This window comes from Bradyrhizobium sp. CCBAU 45389 (assembly GCF_028128625.1).
GTDB classification, from domain to species: domain Bacteria; phylum Pseudomonadota; class Alphaproteobacteria; order Rhizobiales; family Xanthobacteraceae; genus Bradyrhizobium; species Bradyrhizobium liaoningense_B.
Genome location: NZ_LBIY01000095.1, coordinates 39,410 through 54,005, shown reverse-complemented (window position 1 = coordinate 54,005; position 14,596 = coordinate 39,410). Strand labels below are relative to the sequence as shown.

12 protein-coding genes are annotated in these 14,596 nt (G+C 65.8%); 4 read left to right on the top strand and 8 right to left on the bottom strand.

Annotated features, from left to right (window positions below):
• Positions 1-17: 17 nt before the first annotated feature.
• Positions 18-3,017: a bifunctional proline dehydrogenase/L-glutamate gamma-semialdehyde dehydrogenase PutA gene (putA, locus tag XH79_RS27220; protein ID WP_271583592.1), complete on the bottom strand. Its 3,000-nt coding sequence runs from the start codon at positions 3,015-3,017 to the stop codon at positions 18-20.
• Positions 3,018-3,131: 114 nt separating this feature from the next.
• On the opposite strand from putA, the gene XH79_RS27215 reads away from it, so the two are divergent.
• Complete coding sequence (locus XH79_RS27215; protein WP_018643717.1) at positions 3,132-3,593, top strand: Lrp/AsnC ligand binding domain-containing protein; 462 nt, start codon at positions 3,132-3,134, stop codon at positions 3,591-3,593.
• A 171-nt stretch (positions 3,594-3,764) separates the two neighbouring features.
• On the opposite strand, the gene XH79_RS27210 is transcribed toward XH79_RS27215, so the two are convergent.
• From XH79_RS27210 to XH79_RS27195, 4 genes are all read right to left on the bottom strand, one after another.
• Positions 3,765-3,965, bottom strand: a complete 201-nt coding sequence (locus tag XH79_RS27210; RefSeq protein ID WP_008563500.1) for a cold-shock protein — start codon at positions 3,963-3,965, stop codon at positions 3,765-3,767.
• Between the two features lie 208 nt (positions 3,966-4,173).
• Positions 4,174-4,482 (bottom strand): SorB family sulfite dehydrogenase c-type cytochrome subunit, encoded by a 309-nt coding sequence (gene sorB, locus XH79_RS27205; protein WP_271583591.1) that lies wholly within the window; start codon positions 4,480-4,482, stop codon positions 4,174-4,176.
• 14 nt (positions 4,483-4,496) lie between these two features.
• Positions 4,497-5,696 carry a SorA family sulfite dehydrogenase catalytic subunit gene (gene sorA, locus XH79_RS27200; protein ID WP_271583590.1) on the bottom strand — a complete coding sequence of 400 codons (1,200 nt, stop codon included), beginning with the start codon at positions 5,694-5,696 and terminating at the stop codon, positions 4,497-4,499.
• Between the two features lie 220 nt (positions 5,697-5,916).
• On the bottom strand, positions 5,917-7,650 hold the full coding sequence (locus tag XH79_RS27195; RefSeq protein ID WP_271583589.1) for an adenylate/guanylate cyclase domain-containing protein: 1,734 nt from the start codon (positions 7,648-7,650) through the stop codon (positions 5,917-5,919).
• 430 nt (positions 7,651-8,080) lie between these two features.
• Here XH79_RS27195 and XH79_RS27190 point away from each other — a divergent pair, with 430 nt between their 5' ends.
• The gene (locus XH79_RS27190) at positions 8,081-9,586 is read left to right on the top strand and encodes a glycosyltransferase family 39 protein (RefSeq protein ID WP_271583927.1); all 1,506 of its coding nucleotides are present in this window, start codon (positions 8,081-8,083) and stop codon (positions 9,584-9,586) included.
• A gap of 186 nt (positions 9,587-9,772) precedes the next feature.
• On the opposite strand, the gene XH79_RS27185 is transcribed toward XH79_RS27190, so the two are convergent.
• Entirely contained in the window at positions 9,773-10,801 is a 1,029-nt protein-coding gene (locus XH79_RS27185; RefSeq protein ID WP_271583588.1) for a YcjF family protein, read from the bottom strand.
• A complete protein-coding gene (locus XH79_RS27180) occupies positions 10,798-12,267 on the bottom strand; it encodes a YcjX family protein (RefSeq protein ID WP_271583587.1) in 1,470 nt (489 codons plus the stop codon). The genes XH79_RS27185 and XH79_RS27180 overlap by 4 nt, the downstream gene beginning before the upstream one ends.
• Before the next feature lie 185 nt (positions 12,268-12,452).
• On the opposite strand from XH79_RS27180, the gene trhA reads away from it, so the two are divergent.
• Both trhA and XH79_RS27170 read left to right on the top strand, forming a co-directional pair.
• Positions 12,453-13,148 carry a PAQR family membrane homeostasis protein TrhA gene (gene trhA, locus XH79_RS27175; protein ID WP_212341579.1) on the top strand — a complete coding sequence of 232 codons (696 nt, stop codon included), beginning with the start codon at positions 12,453-12,455 and terminating at the stop codon, positions 13,146-13,148.
• An 80-nt stretch (positions 13,149-13,228) separates the two neighbouring features.
• Positions 13,229-14,023: an SDR family oxidoreductase gene (locus tag XH79_RS27170; RefSeq protein WP_212341578.1), complete on the top strand. Its 795-nt coding sequence runs from the start codon at positions 13,229-13,231 to the stop codon at positions 14,021-14,023.
• A gap of 89 nt (positions 14,024-14,112) precedes the next feature.
• Here the strand turns inward: XH79_RS27170 and XH79_RS27165 are convergent, their stop codons facing one another.
• Complete coding sequence (locus tag XH79_RS27165; RefSeq protein WP_271583586.1) at positions 14,113-14,568, bottom strand: MarR family winged helix-turn-helix transcriptional regulator; 456 nt, start codon at positions 14,566-14,568, stop codon at positions 14,113-14,115.
• Between the last annotated feature and the right edge of the window lie 28 nt (positions 14,569-14,596).

Genomic DNA, 14,596 nt, shown 5'->3' with positions numbered 1-14,596 from the left:
GAACCCAGCAGCGCCCCTCACTCCTCACCCGCCAGCAGGGCAGCATTGCCACCGGCTGCCGCGGTGTTGATCGTCACGGTCTGCTCGGTCGCAAAGCGCGCGAGATAGTGCGGGCCGCCGGCCTTGGGGCCGGTTCCGGACAGGCCGTTGCCGCCGAACGGCTGTACGCCGACCACGGCGCCGATCATGTTGCGGTTGACATAGATGTTGCCGACCCGGACGCGCTCGATGATGGCTTCGATGGTGTCGTCGATGCGGGAATGGACGCCGAGCGTGAGGCCGTAGCCGGTGCGCTCGATTGCCTGCAGCACGCGTTCGAGGTTCTCGGCACGATAGCGCACGACATGCAGGATCGGACCAAACACCTCCTCGGTGAGCTGGCCGGCATCGCTGAGCTCGAAGATGTGCGGAGCGACGAAGCAGCCATCGGGCGCGGGGCCTGCAAAGTGCAGTCGCGCCTCTCGCTTCATCCGCGCGATATGCGCATCGAGCCGCTGCTTGGCCTCGCCGTCGATCACCGGCCCGACATGGGTTGCGACATCCGCGGGATCGCCGATCTTCAATTCGCGCGCCGCGCCCGCGATCATCTCGATCATGCGGTCGGCAACGTCCTCCTGCACGAACAGGAGCCGTAGCGCCGAGCAGCGCTGGCCGGCGGAGCGGAACGCGGAGGTCACGACATCGTCGGCGACCTGCTCGGGCAGGGCGGTCGCATCCGCGATCATGGCATTGATGCCGCCGGTCTCCGCGATCAGCGGCACGATCGGCCCGTCCTTGCCCGCGAGCGTCCGGTTGATGCTGCGGGCGACCTCGGTCGAGCCGGTGAAGACGACACCGGCGATGTCCTGGTGTGCGGTCAGCGCGGCGCCGATGCGGCCGTCGCCGGTGACGAGATGCAGAGCGCTCCTGGGGATGCCGGCTTCGTGCAGCAGGGCGACCGCCTCGCGCGCGATGCGCGGCGTCTGCTCGGCGGGCTTTGCCACGACGCTGTTGCCGGCCATCAGCGCGGCCGAGACCTGTCCCAGGAAAATCGCGAGCGGAAAATTCCAGGGCGAGATCGCGACGAAGACGCCGCGGCCGCGCAGGCCAAGCGCGTTGCTCTCGCCGGTCGGGCCCGGCATGGCGGCCTCGACGCCGAACTGCCTTCGGCCCTGCGCGGCATAATAGCGGCAGAAGTCGGCGGCCTCGCGCAGCTCGGACAGCGCGTCGTCGAGCGTCTTGCCACCTTCGGCTTGCAGCAGTGCGATGAAATGCGCGCTGCGGCCCTCGAGCAGATGCGCGGCCTGCTCCAGCGACGCCGCGCGCACGCCCGCCGGCGTCCGGCTCCACGCGACAAAGCCGGCGCGTGCGGCGGCGACCGCCGCATTGGCTTGCTCCGGCGTGGCGTCAGCGATCGGCTTGAAATCGGCCGCCTCGGCCTTGACGCTCGTCAGCAACTGATCGAGCGCGGCACGCGCGCCGAACTCGACGCCGCGCGAATTGCGCCGCTCGGGCGCGAACAGATCACCCGGCAACGGAATCCTGGGATGCGCGGCCGCTTGCGGCCGGACGATGGCATCCGCCGGCCGCTGCAACAGCGCCGGCACCGGCACGCGGTAATCGGCGGCCTGCGCCACGAAGGACGAGTTCGCGCCGTTCTCCAAAAGCCGCCGCACCAGATAGGCGAGCAAATCGCGATGGCTGCCGACCGGTGCATAGGTGCGGTAGGCGATATCGGGGTGGTCCTTGGCGAGCTGCTCGTAGAGTGCTTCGCCCATGCCGTGCAGGCGCTGGAATTCGAAGCCGCCACTATCAGCGGCGAGCTCCAGCACCGTTGCGACCGTCAGCGCGTTGTGGGTGGCGAACTGCGGGAAGATGCGCGGACGCAAGGCCAAAAGCTTCGTCGCGCAGGCGACGTAGTTCAGATCCGTCATCGCCTTGCGGGTGAACACGGGATAGCCGTCGAGCCCGCGCTCCTGCGCGCGCTTGATCTCGGTGTCCCAATAGGCGCCCTTGACCAGCCGCACCATCAGCTTGCGGTCATGCGCGCGGGCCAGCGCATCGACATAGTCGATCACAGCGCTTGCGCGCTTCTGATAGGCCTGGATCGCGAGGCCGAAACCGTCCCAGCCGGCCAGCGAGGGATCGGCGAGCGTCGCCGCGATCACGTCGAGCGACAGCTCCAGCCGGTCGGCCTCTTCGGCATCGACGGTGAAGTTGAGGTCGTGGGCCTTGGCGCGCTGCGCGAGGTCCAGCAATTGCGGCACCAATTCGCGCATCACGCGGTCGCGGCTGATCGCCTCGAAGCGCGGATGCAGCGCCGAGAGTTTGACGGAGATGCCGGGTCGGTCGGGCAGGGGCCGCTCGCCGGCCGCCTTGCCGATCGTCTCGATCGCGCTGGCATAGGCGTCGAAATAGCGCCTGGCGTCGGCCGCTGTGCGCGCGCCTTCGCCGAGCATGTCGAAGGAATAGCGCGGCTTCTGACCCGAGCGCGGCTTGCCCCGCTCCAGCGCCTGCTCGATGGTCTCGCCCAGCACGAAATGATTGCCCATCAGCCGCATCGCCTGGCGCGTCGCGGTGCGCACCGCCGGCGCGCCGAGCCGCTTCACCAGACGGCCGATGGTGCCGTCGGGCGTCTCGCCGGGCTGGATCACCCGCGCCGACAGGCCGAGCGCCCAGGCCGACGCGTTGACCAGGAATGCGGTCGACTTGGTCTCGTGGTGGATGAAGTCGCCCTCGCCGAGCTTGTCCTCGATGAACTGGTCGGCGGTACGCGCGTCCGGCACGCGCAGCAGCGCCTCCGCCAGCACCATCAGCGCGAGCCCCTCCTTGGTCGAGAGCGCGAACTCCCGCAGCATGTCCTCGACGCCGCCGAGGCGGTCGTCGCGCTTGCGGATCGCCTCGATCAGCCGCGTCGCGGTGCGGTCGATCCGCGCCTCCTGCAGCGGACCGAGATGCGAGGCCGGCAGGAGGCGCGCGGCAATCTCGGCATCGTCAGGGGCATAGGGGGCGGCGAAGGGCGGCGGAATGTTCGGCATGGCGTGTCCTGTGGCTGAAATTCAGGATAAAGCCCGCATGACCGTAGTTCGATAGACAAATTAGCAAGTTTGCCTTAGAAAATGAAGTCATATGACTGATAGGCCAGATAAAATATGGAACTCGATCGAATCGACCGGAAAATCCTCTCGATTTTGCAGGAAGACGGACGAATCGCCAATGTCGAGCTCGCCGAGCGCATCGGCCTGTCGCCGACCTCGATCGGCGAGCGCCTGAAGCGGCTGCAGCGCGAAGGCTTTGTCGAAGGCTATGGCGCCAGGCTCAATCCGCACCGGCTCGGCCTCGGTTTGCTCGTGTTCGTCGAGGTGCTGCTCGACAAGACCACGCCGGACAATTTCGAGCGCTTTGCGCGCGCGGTGAAGCTCGCGCCTGAAGTGCTGGAGTGTCACATGGTTGCCGGCGGCTTCGACTACCTTGTGAAGGCGCGGCTAGCGGACATGACGGCGTATCGACGCTTCCTCGGCGAGACCCTGCTGTCGATGCCGGGCGTGCGCGAGACGCGGACCTATGCGGTGATGGAGGAGATCAAGCGCGACGCACCGTTGCCGGTGGGTTAGCGAAGTGCCGTCGCGATTGTCATTGCTGTGGCGTTGAACAAGCGGTCTGCCAAGGAAAAATAGCTCTCCGTGTGCAATCGCAACGCCTGTCGTCGAATGCACTGGCCGTCTTCTAAAATTTTTTTGGCCCGGCTCCCGGATTGATCCGGGAGGCAGCAAACGCTGGCGGGCTTATACTTTGAGGTTTTCTGCGGAGGTCTTGCCCCGGTTTGCGATCTCTTCGTATTCCACCGTCTGTCCCTCGTTGAGGGTGGACAGACCGGCTTTCTGGACTGCCGAGATATGCACGAACACATCCTTGCCCCCCGACGCAGGCTGGATAAATCCATAACCCTTCGTCGGGTTGAACCACTTGACCGTACCTTTAGCCATCACGACTTCTCCGCGGGTCTTCCTCCGAGATCTCGAACCGCCAGTCCCCGCCAACCGGCCGGTTCGGTCCTAACAGGATACGCGGAATGTGGCAGGCTTGGTAGCTCAAACCACATCAGCCTTTTGCCGAATTCCGCTCAACTTCGCGGCGTTTTTGCCGGTTTTGCCCGTTTCGCGGTCAAATGGCCCGCACGCCGCGAGTCCTCCGTCAGTAAGTCGCGGCTAGATAGTCGACGATCTTGCCGACGTCGGCGTCGTCGATCGGGGCGCCGTAGACCTTGATCATCTTGGTCACCTCGGCCTGCCAGAAGGCCTTCTTGTCCTTCATCGGTGGCTGGGTGTTGATGTAGTCGGACGAGTGGCAGGCGGTGCAATTGCCCTGCACCACCTCGAGATTGGGGCCGGGCTTGAAGGCGGCGACCTCGTCGGGGGTCTTGTAGTTGACCGGCGCTGCGAGCGCCGAGCCCATCGCGGCGGCGAGGGCCAGCGAGACGGTAAGGAGAACGGTGCGCTGCATGATCATTCTCCCCCTCAGGCCACGCTGACGCGGACGGTTTCGACGACGTTGCGTAAATAGCCCGCCGGGTTCCAGCGCGGCGTGTCCGGCTGGGTCTCGCCGCCATTGCCGGTGGCGCGGACCTTGAGCTCAACGGTGCCGGCCGCGAGCTTCACCGGCAGCTTCCATTCGCGGAACGCGTATTTGCCGAGATCCTTGCCGAGCTTCGCGCTCGCCCAGGTCTTGCCGCCGTCGGTGGAGACCTCGACGTTCTTGATGCCCTTGCCGCCGTCGAAGGCGATGCCGCGCAGGGTCACCGCTCCCGCCTTCAGCTTCGCACCATCAGGCACGCTGGTGATGAAGGAGCGGATGGTGAAGCGGTTGATCGGGATCGTCGCCTTCGGCGCGGTGCCCGGCTCGACCGCATTGTTCGGCGTATCGGGAATGCGATAGGCCGACTTCATCCAGAAGCCGTCATAGACGCCGTCGATGACGGTGATCTCGTTGAGGTGCTTCACCCAGTAGGTGCCGTAATAACCGGGCACGACTAGGCGCAGCGGAAAGCCGTTGAGGAACGGCAGGTCCTCGCCGTTCATGCCATAGGCCAGCATCACCTCGCCATCGGTGGCGTGATCGAGATCGAGCGCCTTGATGAAATCGGGCGTCTTGTCGCTGACTGGGCCATCCATGCCATTGAAGGTGACCTGCTTGGCGCCGCTCTGCACGCCCGCCATCTCCAGTACGGTCTTCAGCGGTACGCCGCGCCAGCGAGCGCAGCCCATCGCGCCGTTGGCGAGCTGGCCGCCGGCGACACGCGGCTCGAAGAAGCCGCGGCTGTTGCCGGAGCACTGGTTGACGGCGACGATCTCCGTCGCCTTCATCTTCTTGATGTCCTTCAGCGACAGTTTCAGCGGCTTGTCGACCTTGCCCTTGACCTCCAGCGTGAACTTGTCGGGGTCGAGATTGTAGGGCAGGTCGGAGAGGTGATAGCGCACGAAGAACGCGTTGTTCGGCGTGAGCGGGCCGTCATTGAACACCGCGAACGGCGTCTCGAGTTGCGGCGGTCGGCTGGTGAGGCCGATCATCGGCCGCTTCTGCGGATATTTCACCAGCGGCCGTTCGCCATTGGCGAAGGGCAGGGTGACGGTGTCGAGGGCCAGCGCTTTGGTGGAATTCAGTGTGGCCGCAATCGCGGCAAGCCCGGCTCCTCTGAGCAGGTCGCGTCGATCGAACATCTGGTCTCCTCCCGGAGCTTTTTCGTTGGATCAGCGGTCATCACCGCGATCGTGCGCTCATCTGTCGCAACGATCGAGACGAAGTCAATTCGTGCTTTCGCAGCAAGCCCATGCCGCTGCGTTGCAGCAAGCCGGTGTTACGCTTGTAATGAGATTGGGCGAGCTGCGGCCGTAGCGAAGCTGTGCTCCCTCGCCCCGTCATTACGGGGAGAGGTGAGCATCATGCCGCGACCCGATCGCCGCTGGCGACAAGCCCCGCCAGCTCCCTCGCATCTGCGACCACGCGCACCGCCATCGGCTCGTCGCGGCCTCGGATCGCGACCTCCTGCTGCGGCAGGGCATCGTCGGCAAGGCCGGCGGTGCGGCGCACTTCCTCGGAGACGATCGCCTCGCAGGCGAGCGTCTTGGTCATGTCCTGGAGGCGGGCGGCGACATTCACGGCGTCGCCGAGGGCCGTGAACACGATGTGATCGCGATAGCCGATGTCGCCGATGATGACCTCGCCGCCGTGAATGCCGATGCCGAAGCGGATCGGCTGGCGCAGATCGTGGCTGAGGAGCTGGTTCAACTCGTCGATGTTCGCAGCGAGGCTGGCGGCTGCCTTCAGGGCCTGCCGACAGGCCTCTTGCGGATCGGCTGTGAGCCCGAACAGCGCCAGCATGCCGTCGCCGACGAACTGGTTGGGCTGGCCGCCGTTCGCGATCACGGCCTGCGAGACCGCGCCGAGGAAGCGGTTGACGATGAAGACGGTGTCGAACGGCAGCCGCTTCTCGGCAAGCTGCGTCGAGCCGCGCATGTCCACGAACAGGCTGACGAGATAGCGCTCCTGGCCGATCCTGGCCGGCGTCGAGGCGTGCCCGTCCGCCGCATGCGTGTGGGGTGTGAAGAGCTGGAAGAAGGAGAGATCGGAGTCCGGACGCAACTGGCACGCAAGCCGGATCGACGGATCGGCGGTGCCGACGCGGGCCAGCACGAAGGCCTCGCGCTGCGACGGCTGGGGCAGGGCGCCATGGTCGCCGATGATGCGGATGCGGCAGGTCGAGCAGCGTGCGCGGCCGCCGCAGACGCTGGCATGCGGCACGTTGTGGCGCAGGCTCGCCTCCAGCACGGAGAGGCCCTTTGGCACGCGCACGGTCTTGCCGTTGCCGTAGGACAGCGCAATCATGCCGCCGCGCCGCTCGCGCCAGGCCCGTACGCCGCGCGCCGCCAGCGCCAGCCCCAGCAGACCGAAATATCCGGCGGTGAGGCCGCCGGTGATGCGGTCGAGCGTATTGGCTTCGGCGACCGAGCCGAGCTGGCGGCGCGTGAGATTGTGCGCACGCCATTCCCCGTCGTCGGCGTCGATCTCGACGCTGCGGCCGCCCTGGTAGATTCCGAGCAGCGACAGGGTCGGGATCAGCACGGCGGCCGCGAGCAGATAGGGCGCCGCGCGCGTGAAGAACGGCTTCAGCCGAAGCCAGAAATGGATGCCGATACAGCCGTGCACCCAGGCGATCAGGAGCAGGATCGTCATCTGCCAGAGCCGGCCGGGCGAGCCGATGAAGAACAGATAGAGCTCTTGCGGGTAGAGCTTCTGGTGTCCGTACAGCGTCTGGCCCAGCCGCACGCCGATCACATGCGCCATGACGAGGGCGGGGATGCTCAGCCCCAGCACGAGCTGCAGCGGCTCGATCGTCTTCCAGCGGAACTGCCGACGCTGGTACAGCGCGTAGACGCCGAGCCCCATATGGGTCAGCGCCGCCGTGTAGAACACGATCGCGACAGGCAGGAACTGCCAGAACAGCATGTGGTAGTGGACCCCGGTCTCCATGGCGTCGACCGAGATGTTGCCGAGCGCATGGTTGAGGAAATGGCTGACCACATAAGAGAACAGGATGATTCCGCAGACGAGCCGCACCTGCCGCACGCTGGTGGCGCGGACGAGTTCGGGCATGTGGACGGGAGCGGTGGCCATGATTCGGTTCTATCAGTTCATGGAGGAGAACAGCCAGCCTAGCGTTTAATTCCGCCCGCGGACAGCTGGCCCGATCACATGCGCGGCAAGGTGACAGAACCGTAGGGTGGGCAAAGGCGCGCACTTGCGCTGCCCACCACCTCCGTTGTCGTTCCGTACAAGCGCGCCCTCAGGCGCGCGCCGATTCGGGACCCATAACACAGGCAGCGGTTGTGCGACGGGCTGGCAACTCCGAGTTCTCGCCAAACTCCTCCCTGTGGTTATGGGTCCCGGGTCGCGCTTCGCTTGCCCGGGACGACGGGGCCCTACATTGACTCCCCCTCCCAAGTCGGGGAAAAGCGCGGCCGTGACGATCGCTCCCGACATCTCCAAGAAGCCAGACGGCGCCGAACGTCGGCTCATCCTTGTTGCCGCGCTGATCATCGCGGTAATGACCGTGCTTCGCATCGTCTATGCCTCCGCGATCGAGCTGCGCACGGATGAGGCCTATTACTGGACCTGGTCGAAGGAGGCGGCGCTCAGCTTCCTCGATCATCCCCCCGGCATCGCCTGGCTGATCCGCTTCGGAACCGCGATCTTCGGCGACACTCCGCTCGGGGTGCGCTTCGGCGGTATCGTCGCGATGCTGGTGACGCAGCTGCTGCTCGCCGACATCGTCCGCCGCCTCACGCGTGACGCACGTGCGATGGTGGTCGTCGTGCTCATGATGGAAGCCGCGCTCTACTATGGCCTCCTGATGGCCAAGGTCGCGCCCGACGTCGCCATGATCCCGTTCGCCGTGGCGATGGTGTGGTCCCTGGTGCGGCTGGCGCAAAGCGGCGACGGCCGCTGGTGGCTCGCGGCCGGCCTGTTCGCCGGGCTCGCGATGCTGTCGAAATTCACCGTGATCATGTTCGCGCCGGCGATTGCCGCCTTTCTGCTGGTGCCGGACTGGCGCTGGCGCTGGTTGCGCAGCCCTTATCCCTATCTCGCAGTGCTGGTCGCGCTCGCGGTGTTCTCGCCGGTGCTGATCTGGAACGTTCAGCACGACTGGGCCTCGATCCGCTTCCAGGGCGTGCGCGCCACCACCAATTACGGCATCTCGCTGCGCACGGTCGGTGACTACATCGGCCTGCAATTCGGCCTCGTCGGCTTCGTCATGCTGCCGGTGGTGCTGACGGGCCTCGTGATAACCGCGTGGCGCGGCTATCGCACGCGCGAGCCGGTCGCGATCCTGCTGTCGACCGCGGTGCTGGTGCCGTTTGTCTATTTCCTGGTGAAATCGCTGACGCTGCGGGTCGGCGACACCTGGCCGATGTTCATGTGGCCAGTGGGCTTTGCGGCTGCGGCCGTGAACCTCGTCATGCTGTCGCGTGAAAAATGGTCGGCGCGGATGATCCGGTCGAGCCTGTTCTGGGTGAAGACGGCGATCGTCTCGGGCATCGCCTTCGTCGTCATCGTGTTCCTCTATTACGTCGCTGCGCCCTGGAATCTGCTCGGCAAGATCGATCCGATCGGCGCCGAAGCCGGCTACGAGCAGGTCGCGGCGCGCGCGCAGGCTGCCCTCGATGAAACCGGCGCGACCTGGATCGCGACCACGGACTACCGCACCTACGCCATGATGCGCTGGCTGTTCCGGGGCCGCGTGCCCGTCATCGAGATCAACGAGCGCGGCCGCTTCCAGGATTTCCGCGATCCCGGCATCGACAAGATCAGGGGGCATGCGGGGATCTATGTCGGGCGCGAGCCGGACAACCGCGCATCGCTGTGGGAGAATATCCCCGCGAAACGCGAGCAGCTCGGCGAAGTCGAACGCCGCTGGCGCGGCGTTCTGACGGATACCTATGTGATCGAAAAGCTCACCGGCTGGACCCCGGAGCTGTCACCGCCAAAGGACTCGCCGCTGTTTTGGTGGAGGGTGCTGGCGGGGGAATTCGAAAAAGTTTCGCTTGGATAGAGCGCCCTCTCTTACCCTCCCCTGGAGGGGGAGGGTCGATCGCGCGCAGCGCGAGCGGGGTGGGGTGATCTCTCCACGCGGGCAGTGTACGGGGCGGAGAGACTGTCACCCCACCCCGTCTCATATTTCGCTACGCTCAATATGAGCCGCCCCCCCCACCAGGGGAGGGTAAGGAAGAGCGGCGCGCTACTCCTCGTCCTCCTTCTTCCGCAAAAGATCCGTCGCCAAGTCCGACAGTTTCGGCGGCGGCAGCGCGGCGAACGGCAGCGGCCTCGTCACGTCGATCGCGGCCAATCCCAGCCGCGCCGTCAGCAGCCCGTTCAGCACGCCTTCACCCAGCCGCTGCGACAGTTTTGCCGCGATGCCGTGGCCGAGCATCTGCTGCACCAGGCTGTCGCTCGCGGCCATGCCGCCGGTGATGGCGAGATGGGCTATGACGTGGCGGAGCAGGCGGATCATGCCGAGCGCGCCGGGCCGGCCGCCATAGAGAAAAGCGAGCTGGCGGATCAGGCGCAGCGCGGCGACGAACACGAACAGCACGTCGATCGCGGCGCGTGGTGAGACCGCGGTGACGATCGAGACCTTTTGCGCCGCTGACGACACCAGCCGCCGCGCCTCGACATCCAGCGGGGACATCAACTCGCGCTCGGCGAGGCGGATCATGTCCGCGCCGTCGATGATCTCACCGGTGTGGCTCTCGAGCGTGGCGCGTGCGCGCGCAAGCTGCGGATTCTGGTGTGCGATCTTCAGGAGGTCCTGAACGATGACGCGGCTTTCCTTGCGGTCGTCGTTGGCCAGCACCGCGGCTGCGCGCGCATGCAGCTTCTCGATCGTCGCGAGGCGTGCGAGGCCAAACGCCTCGCGCCCGATCACCACCGCCAGCGCAAGCGCGGTGACGAGCGCCAACCCGAGCCCGACGAAGCCGAGCGTTTCGCTGCGCGCAAACAGGTCCTCGATCAGATGCACGACACCGAGCCCGGTGCCGAGCAGCGTCAATCCCGCAAGCCCCGACCAGAACACCGTGCCCCAGGGAAAGCCGCGCCGCGCCGGCAGCGCGGCTTGAACCGGCACCGGCAGCGCCTGAGGATCGTGCTCCGGCGTGATCTGGATGGTGGCGCGGGCGAGGCGGCTGGTCTCGTCGGTTTCGGTGACGACGACGCCGGGATCGTCGAGCCGGAACGTGGCCGGCCGCCGTGGCTTCGATCGGTCGTTCATGCGAGCTTGTCTCCGATCAGGAACTGCAAGGCACGGTCGAGGCGGATATGTGGCAGCGCGGGCTCGTCCGTTCCCTCGCGTTCGAGCTTGGGCGGGCGGAAGCGCAGGAAGCGGAAATCGCTCTTCTCCGCTGCCTCTGTGGAGAGGCCACGAAAGGCGTCCCCGCCGTTGAACAGCGGCTCGGGATCCAGCGGCAAATCGCCCGGAAAGGTCGCAACCTCCGTGTTGCCGTCGAAGAGCTCGCCGTTGGCGCTCTCGCCCGCGGCCGGTGTTCCCAGGATCGACGGCAATTTGTCGCGGCCATGCGCCACCTGAGCCTCGCGCGTGGCGCGCACCGCAGCGAGCGCGACGACGTCGATCGCCGCGCCGGTATCTTCGGCACGCGCGACAGCACGCGAGACCGCGCGGCGCAGCACGGCCTCGAGCCGGTCGTGGCTGGAATGATGCAGGTGATCCGCTTTGGTTGCCGCGAACAGGATGCGGTCGATGCGCGGCCGGAACAGGCTGGAGAGAATCGTGCTGCGGCCGATGTTGAAGCAATCGAGAATGCCGGCGAGTGCGGCTTCGAGATCGTGCAGCGCCTCAGGGCCTGAGTTGAATGCGGCGAGCGCATCGGCGAGCACGATCTGGCGATCGAGCCGCGCAAAATGATCGCGGAAGAACGGCCGCACTACGACGTCCTTGTAGGCCTCGAAGCGGCGCACCATCATTGCCCACAGCGATCTCTCGGGCGCCTGTCCGCCCGCGGGCACGTCGAGCGGCGCAAAGGTCAGTGCCGGCGTGTCCGCGAGACTGCCCGGCATCAGGAAGCGGCCGGGCGGCAGCAGGCTCATGGCAAAACGCTCGTCGCGGCAGGCGCGCAAATAGTTGGTGAAGAGCTTTGCGGCCGTGAGCGTCGCCTGCTCGTCCTCGCGTGCCTCGGGCTTGAGTGTTGCGAGATGGGCGTGCCATTCGCTGGCAAGATGCGCACGCGGCGCCTCGCGCGACAGCGCCAGGCTTTCCGCGGACCATTGCTCGTAGCTCTTCTGCAGCAGCGGCAGGTCGAGCAGCCATTCGCCGGGATAGTCGACGATGTCGAGCGTCAATGTGCGGTCGGCGCCGTTCGGGCGCTGGTAGTCGATGACGAGCCTGAGCTCGCTGATGTCGACGGTGGAGTTCGGCCAGCGCCGTTCCTCGACCAGCGCGCGCAGATGGTTCTCATAGGCAAAGCGTGGCACGGCATCATCAGGCTGCGGCGCCAGATGCGCTCGCGCGATCCGGCCCGAGGCATAGGCCTCGAACACCGGGAAACGACCGCCGCGTGTCAGCCCATGGATCAGCGCGGTGATGAATACGGTCTTACCGGCGCGCGACAGACCGGTGACACCAAGCCGCACGGTCGGATTGAAGAAATGCTCGCCATAGTCGATCAGCGCCCGGGCTGACAGCCGCGCCTCCTCGACCATATCCTGGAAACTGAATGCCATATGAACGTGAGGGGGCTCGGGCGAGGGATACGCAAAACGGATTAATCACAAAGGTGGCAACTGCCTGAAGAAAATCAAGCTTTCATACTTCCACCGCCTTTGTCGGCAAATCAGCCGTTTGAACGACGCGCCGGTCCCGAAAGACCCATAGAAGAAGGCATTGCCTCAAGCTTTGTCGGATTGCCATGACCGTCTTCCAGTTGAAACAGTTCGCATCCTCCTCCGTCCACGCCGCCGCCGACGTGATCGGCTGGGATTACGATCGCGCCGAGCTGATCGCCGACGGTGTCATCCACGCGATCGGCGTCCTCGCCGGCCTCATCGCCGCGACGGTGCTGGTGGTGTTGACGGCGGTCTATGCGACGGCGACCGACATCGTCGGCGTCTCGATCTATGTCGCCGGCCTGCTCTCGATGCTGGTGCTGTCGGCGACCTATAATCTCTGGCCGGTGTCGCCGGCGAAATGGCTGCTGCGGCGCTTCGACCATTCGGCCATCTATCTCCTGATCGCGGCGACCTATACGCCGTTCATCCTGGAGCTGAAGAACAGCGTGTTCGCGCTGGTGCTGCTCGCGGGCGTCTGGTGCGTCGCCTTCCTCGGCATCGTGCTGAAGCTTTTTTATCCCGGCCGGTTCGACCGCGTCTCGGTCGGCATCTATCTGGCGATGGGGTGGAGCGGGGTGATGCTCTATGGCCCCGTGGTCGAGGCGCTGCCTGCGCTGGTGCTCGGTTTCATCCTTGCGGGCGGCCTGCTCTACAGCTTTGGCGTGATCTTCCACGCCTGGCGGCGGCTGCGCTTCCAGAATGCGATCTGGCACGGCTTTGTCTTGGCCGGCGCGGCATGCCATTATACCGCGGTGCTCGATCTCGTGTTGAGCTGAGCAGAACCCGCGACGCGGAATAAGCGGCGCGGTATAAAGCGGTACAAGACAATACAATACAAGACAAGGGGAGACGTCGCATGCAGGTGACCGGCAAGGTCGTGGTCGTCACGGGCGGCGCCAACGGCATCGGAAGGGCGCTATGCGAGGCCTTTCACAAAGCGGGCGCCGCCAAGGTCGTCGTTGCGGACATGGATGCCGCCAATGCGCGGGCGGTCGCTGCCATGGTCGATGGCGCGGCATTCAAATGCGATGTCGCGCAGGAAAAGGATATCGCCCACGTCATCGAGGAAACCGAGCGGCAGTTCGGTCCGATCGAATTGTTCTGTTCCAATGCCGGCATCGGCGGCGGCTTCGATCCGATGTCGGTCAATGCCGGCGGCGCCTCCGACGAGCCCTGGCAGCGCAGCTGGGCGATCCACGTCATGGCGCATGTCTATGCGGCGCGGCATCTCATCCCCCGCATGAAGGCGCGTGGCGGCGGCTATTTCCTCAACACGATCTCGGCCGCGGGCCTGTTGTCGCAGGTCGGCAGCCCCGCTTATTCGACGACGAAGCACGCCGCGGTGGGTTTTGCCGAGAACCTCGCGATCTCGCACAAGGCCCACAACATCAAGGTCTCGATCCTCTGCCCGCAGGGCGTCGACACCAACATGCTCCGCTCGATCCCCAAGGGCCCGCAATCCGGCGACGGCGACCTGACGCCCGAGCAGGTCGCAAAGGACGTGCTTGCCGGCCTCGAGCAGGAGACCTTCCTGATCCTGCCGCACCCGCAGGTGCTCGGTTATATGCGCAAGAAGACCGAGAACTACGACCGCTGGATCGGCGGCATGGCCAAGATCCAGGCGAAGATGCGGGAAGAGTTCGGGAAGTGACCGTTAGGTCACGCACGCTTGCGCCAAACATTCCGCGGTCGTCCCGGCCTAGTGCGCAATTGCGCACTAGGCCGGGACGACGATGAGACTTACGCCACCACCACTTCCTCCACCCGGCTCTCTCTCAGAGCCCGCGCATAAAGCATCATCCCCTCGCGCACCGTGCGCTGCTCCGCCGCCGTCAATGCCGCCAGCGCGCCACGCACCTGCTGACGGCCGAACGCATGCAGGCCCTCCAGCGTGCGCCGTCCCTTCGCCGTCAGCGACAACAGCTTGCTGCGTGCATCAAGCGCGTCCGGCGTTTCACGCAGCTCGCCGCAATCGATCAGCTTGCGCACCAGGCGGCTGACGCTGGATTTCTCCAGCCGCAGGAAATCGCCGAGCTCGCCCGACGTCATGGGACCGCGGATGCCGATCTCCAGGATCGTGTGCACGGCCGAAGGCGGATAGTCCGAGGCCGCCACCGTCGCGTCCATGAAGCCGAGCTCGCGCACCATCAGCCGCGAGGCGGCGCGGATGTCGTCGATCAGCGAAAGCTCGGCCATCTTGACTCTCCGCATATAGTTGTATCAT

Excerpts from the sequence above, each read along its gene's own strand:
- putA (WP_271583592.1), bottom strand. The coding sequence starts at position 3,017 with ATGCCGAACATTCCGCCGCCCTTCGCCGCCCCCTATGCCCCTGACGAT.
- XH79_RS27215 (WP_018643717.1), top strand. The coding sequence starts at position 3,132 with ATGGAACTCGATCGAATCGACCGGAAAATCCTCTCGATTTTGCAGGAA.
- XH79_RS27210 (WP_008563500.1), bottom strand. The coding sequence starts at position 3,965 with ATGGCTAAAGGTACGGTCAAGTGGTTCAACCCGACGAAGGGTTATGGA.
- sorB (WP_271583591.1), bottom strand. The coding sequence starts at position 4,482 with ATGCAGCGCACCGTTCTCCTTACCGTCTCGCTGGCCCTCGCCGCCGCG.
- sorA (WP_271583590.1), bottom strand. The coding sequence starts at position 5,696 with ATGTTCGATCGACGCGACCTGCTCAGAGGAGCCGGGCTTGCCGCGATT.
- XH79_RS27195 (WP_271583589.1), bottom strand. The coding sequence starts at position 7,650 with ATGGCCACCGCTCCCGTCCACATGCCCGAACTCGTCCGCGCCACCAGC.
- XH79_RS27190 (WP_271583927.1), top strand. The coding sequence starts at position 8,081 with ATGACCGTGCTTCGCATCGTCTATGCCTCCGCGATCGAGCTGCGCACG.
- XH79_RS27185 (WP_271583588.1), bottom strand. The coding sequence starts at position 10,801 with ATGAACGACCGATCGAAGCCACGGCGGCCGGCCACGTTCCGGCTCGAC.
- XH79_RS27180 (WP_271583587.1), bottom strand. The coding sequence starts at position 12,267 with ATGGCATTCAGTTTCCAGGATATGGTCGAGGAGGCGCGGCTGTCAGCC.
- trhA (WP_212341579.1), top strand. The coding sequence starts at position 12,453 with ATGACCGTCTTCCAGTTGAAACAGTTCGCATCCTCCTCCGTCCACGCC.
- XH79_RS27170 (WP_212341578.1), top strand. The coding sequence starts at position 13,229 with ATGCAGGTGACCGGCAAGGTCGTGGTCGTCACGGGCGGCGCCAACGGC.
- XH79_RS27165 (WP_271583586.1), bottom strand. The coding sequence starts at position 14,568 with ATGGCCGAGCTTTCGCTGATCGACGACATCCGCGCCGCCTCGCGGCTG.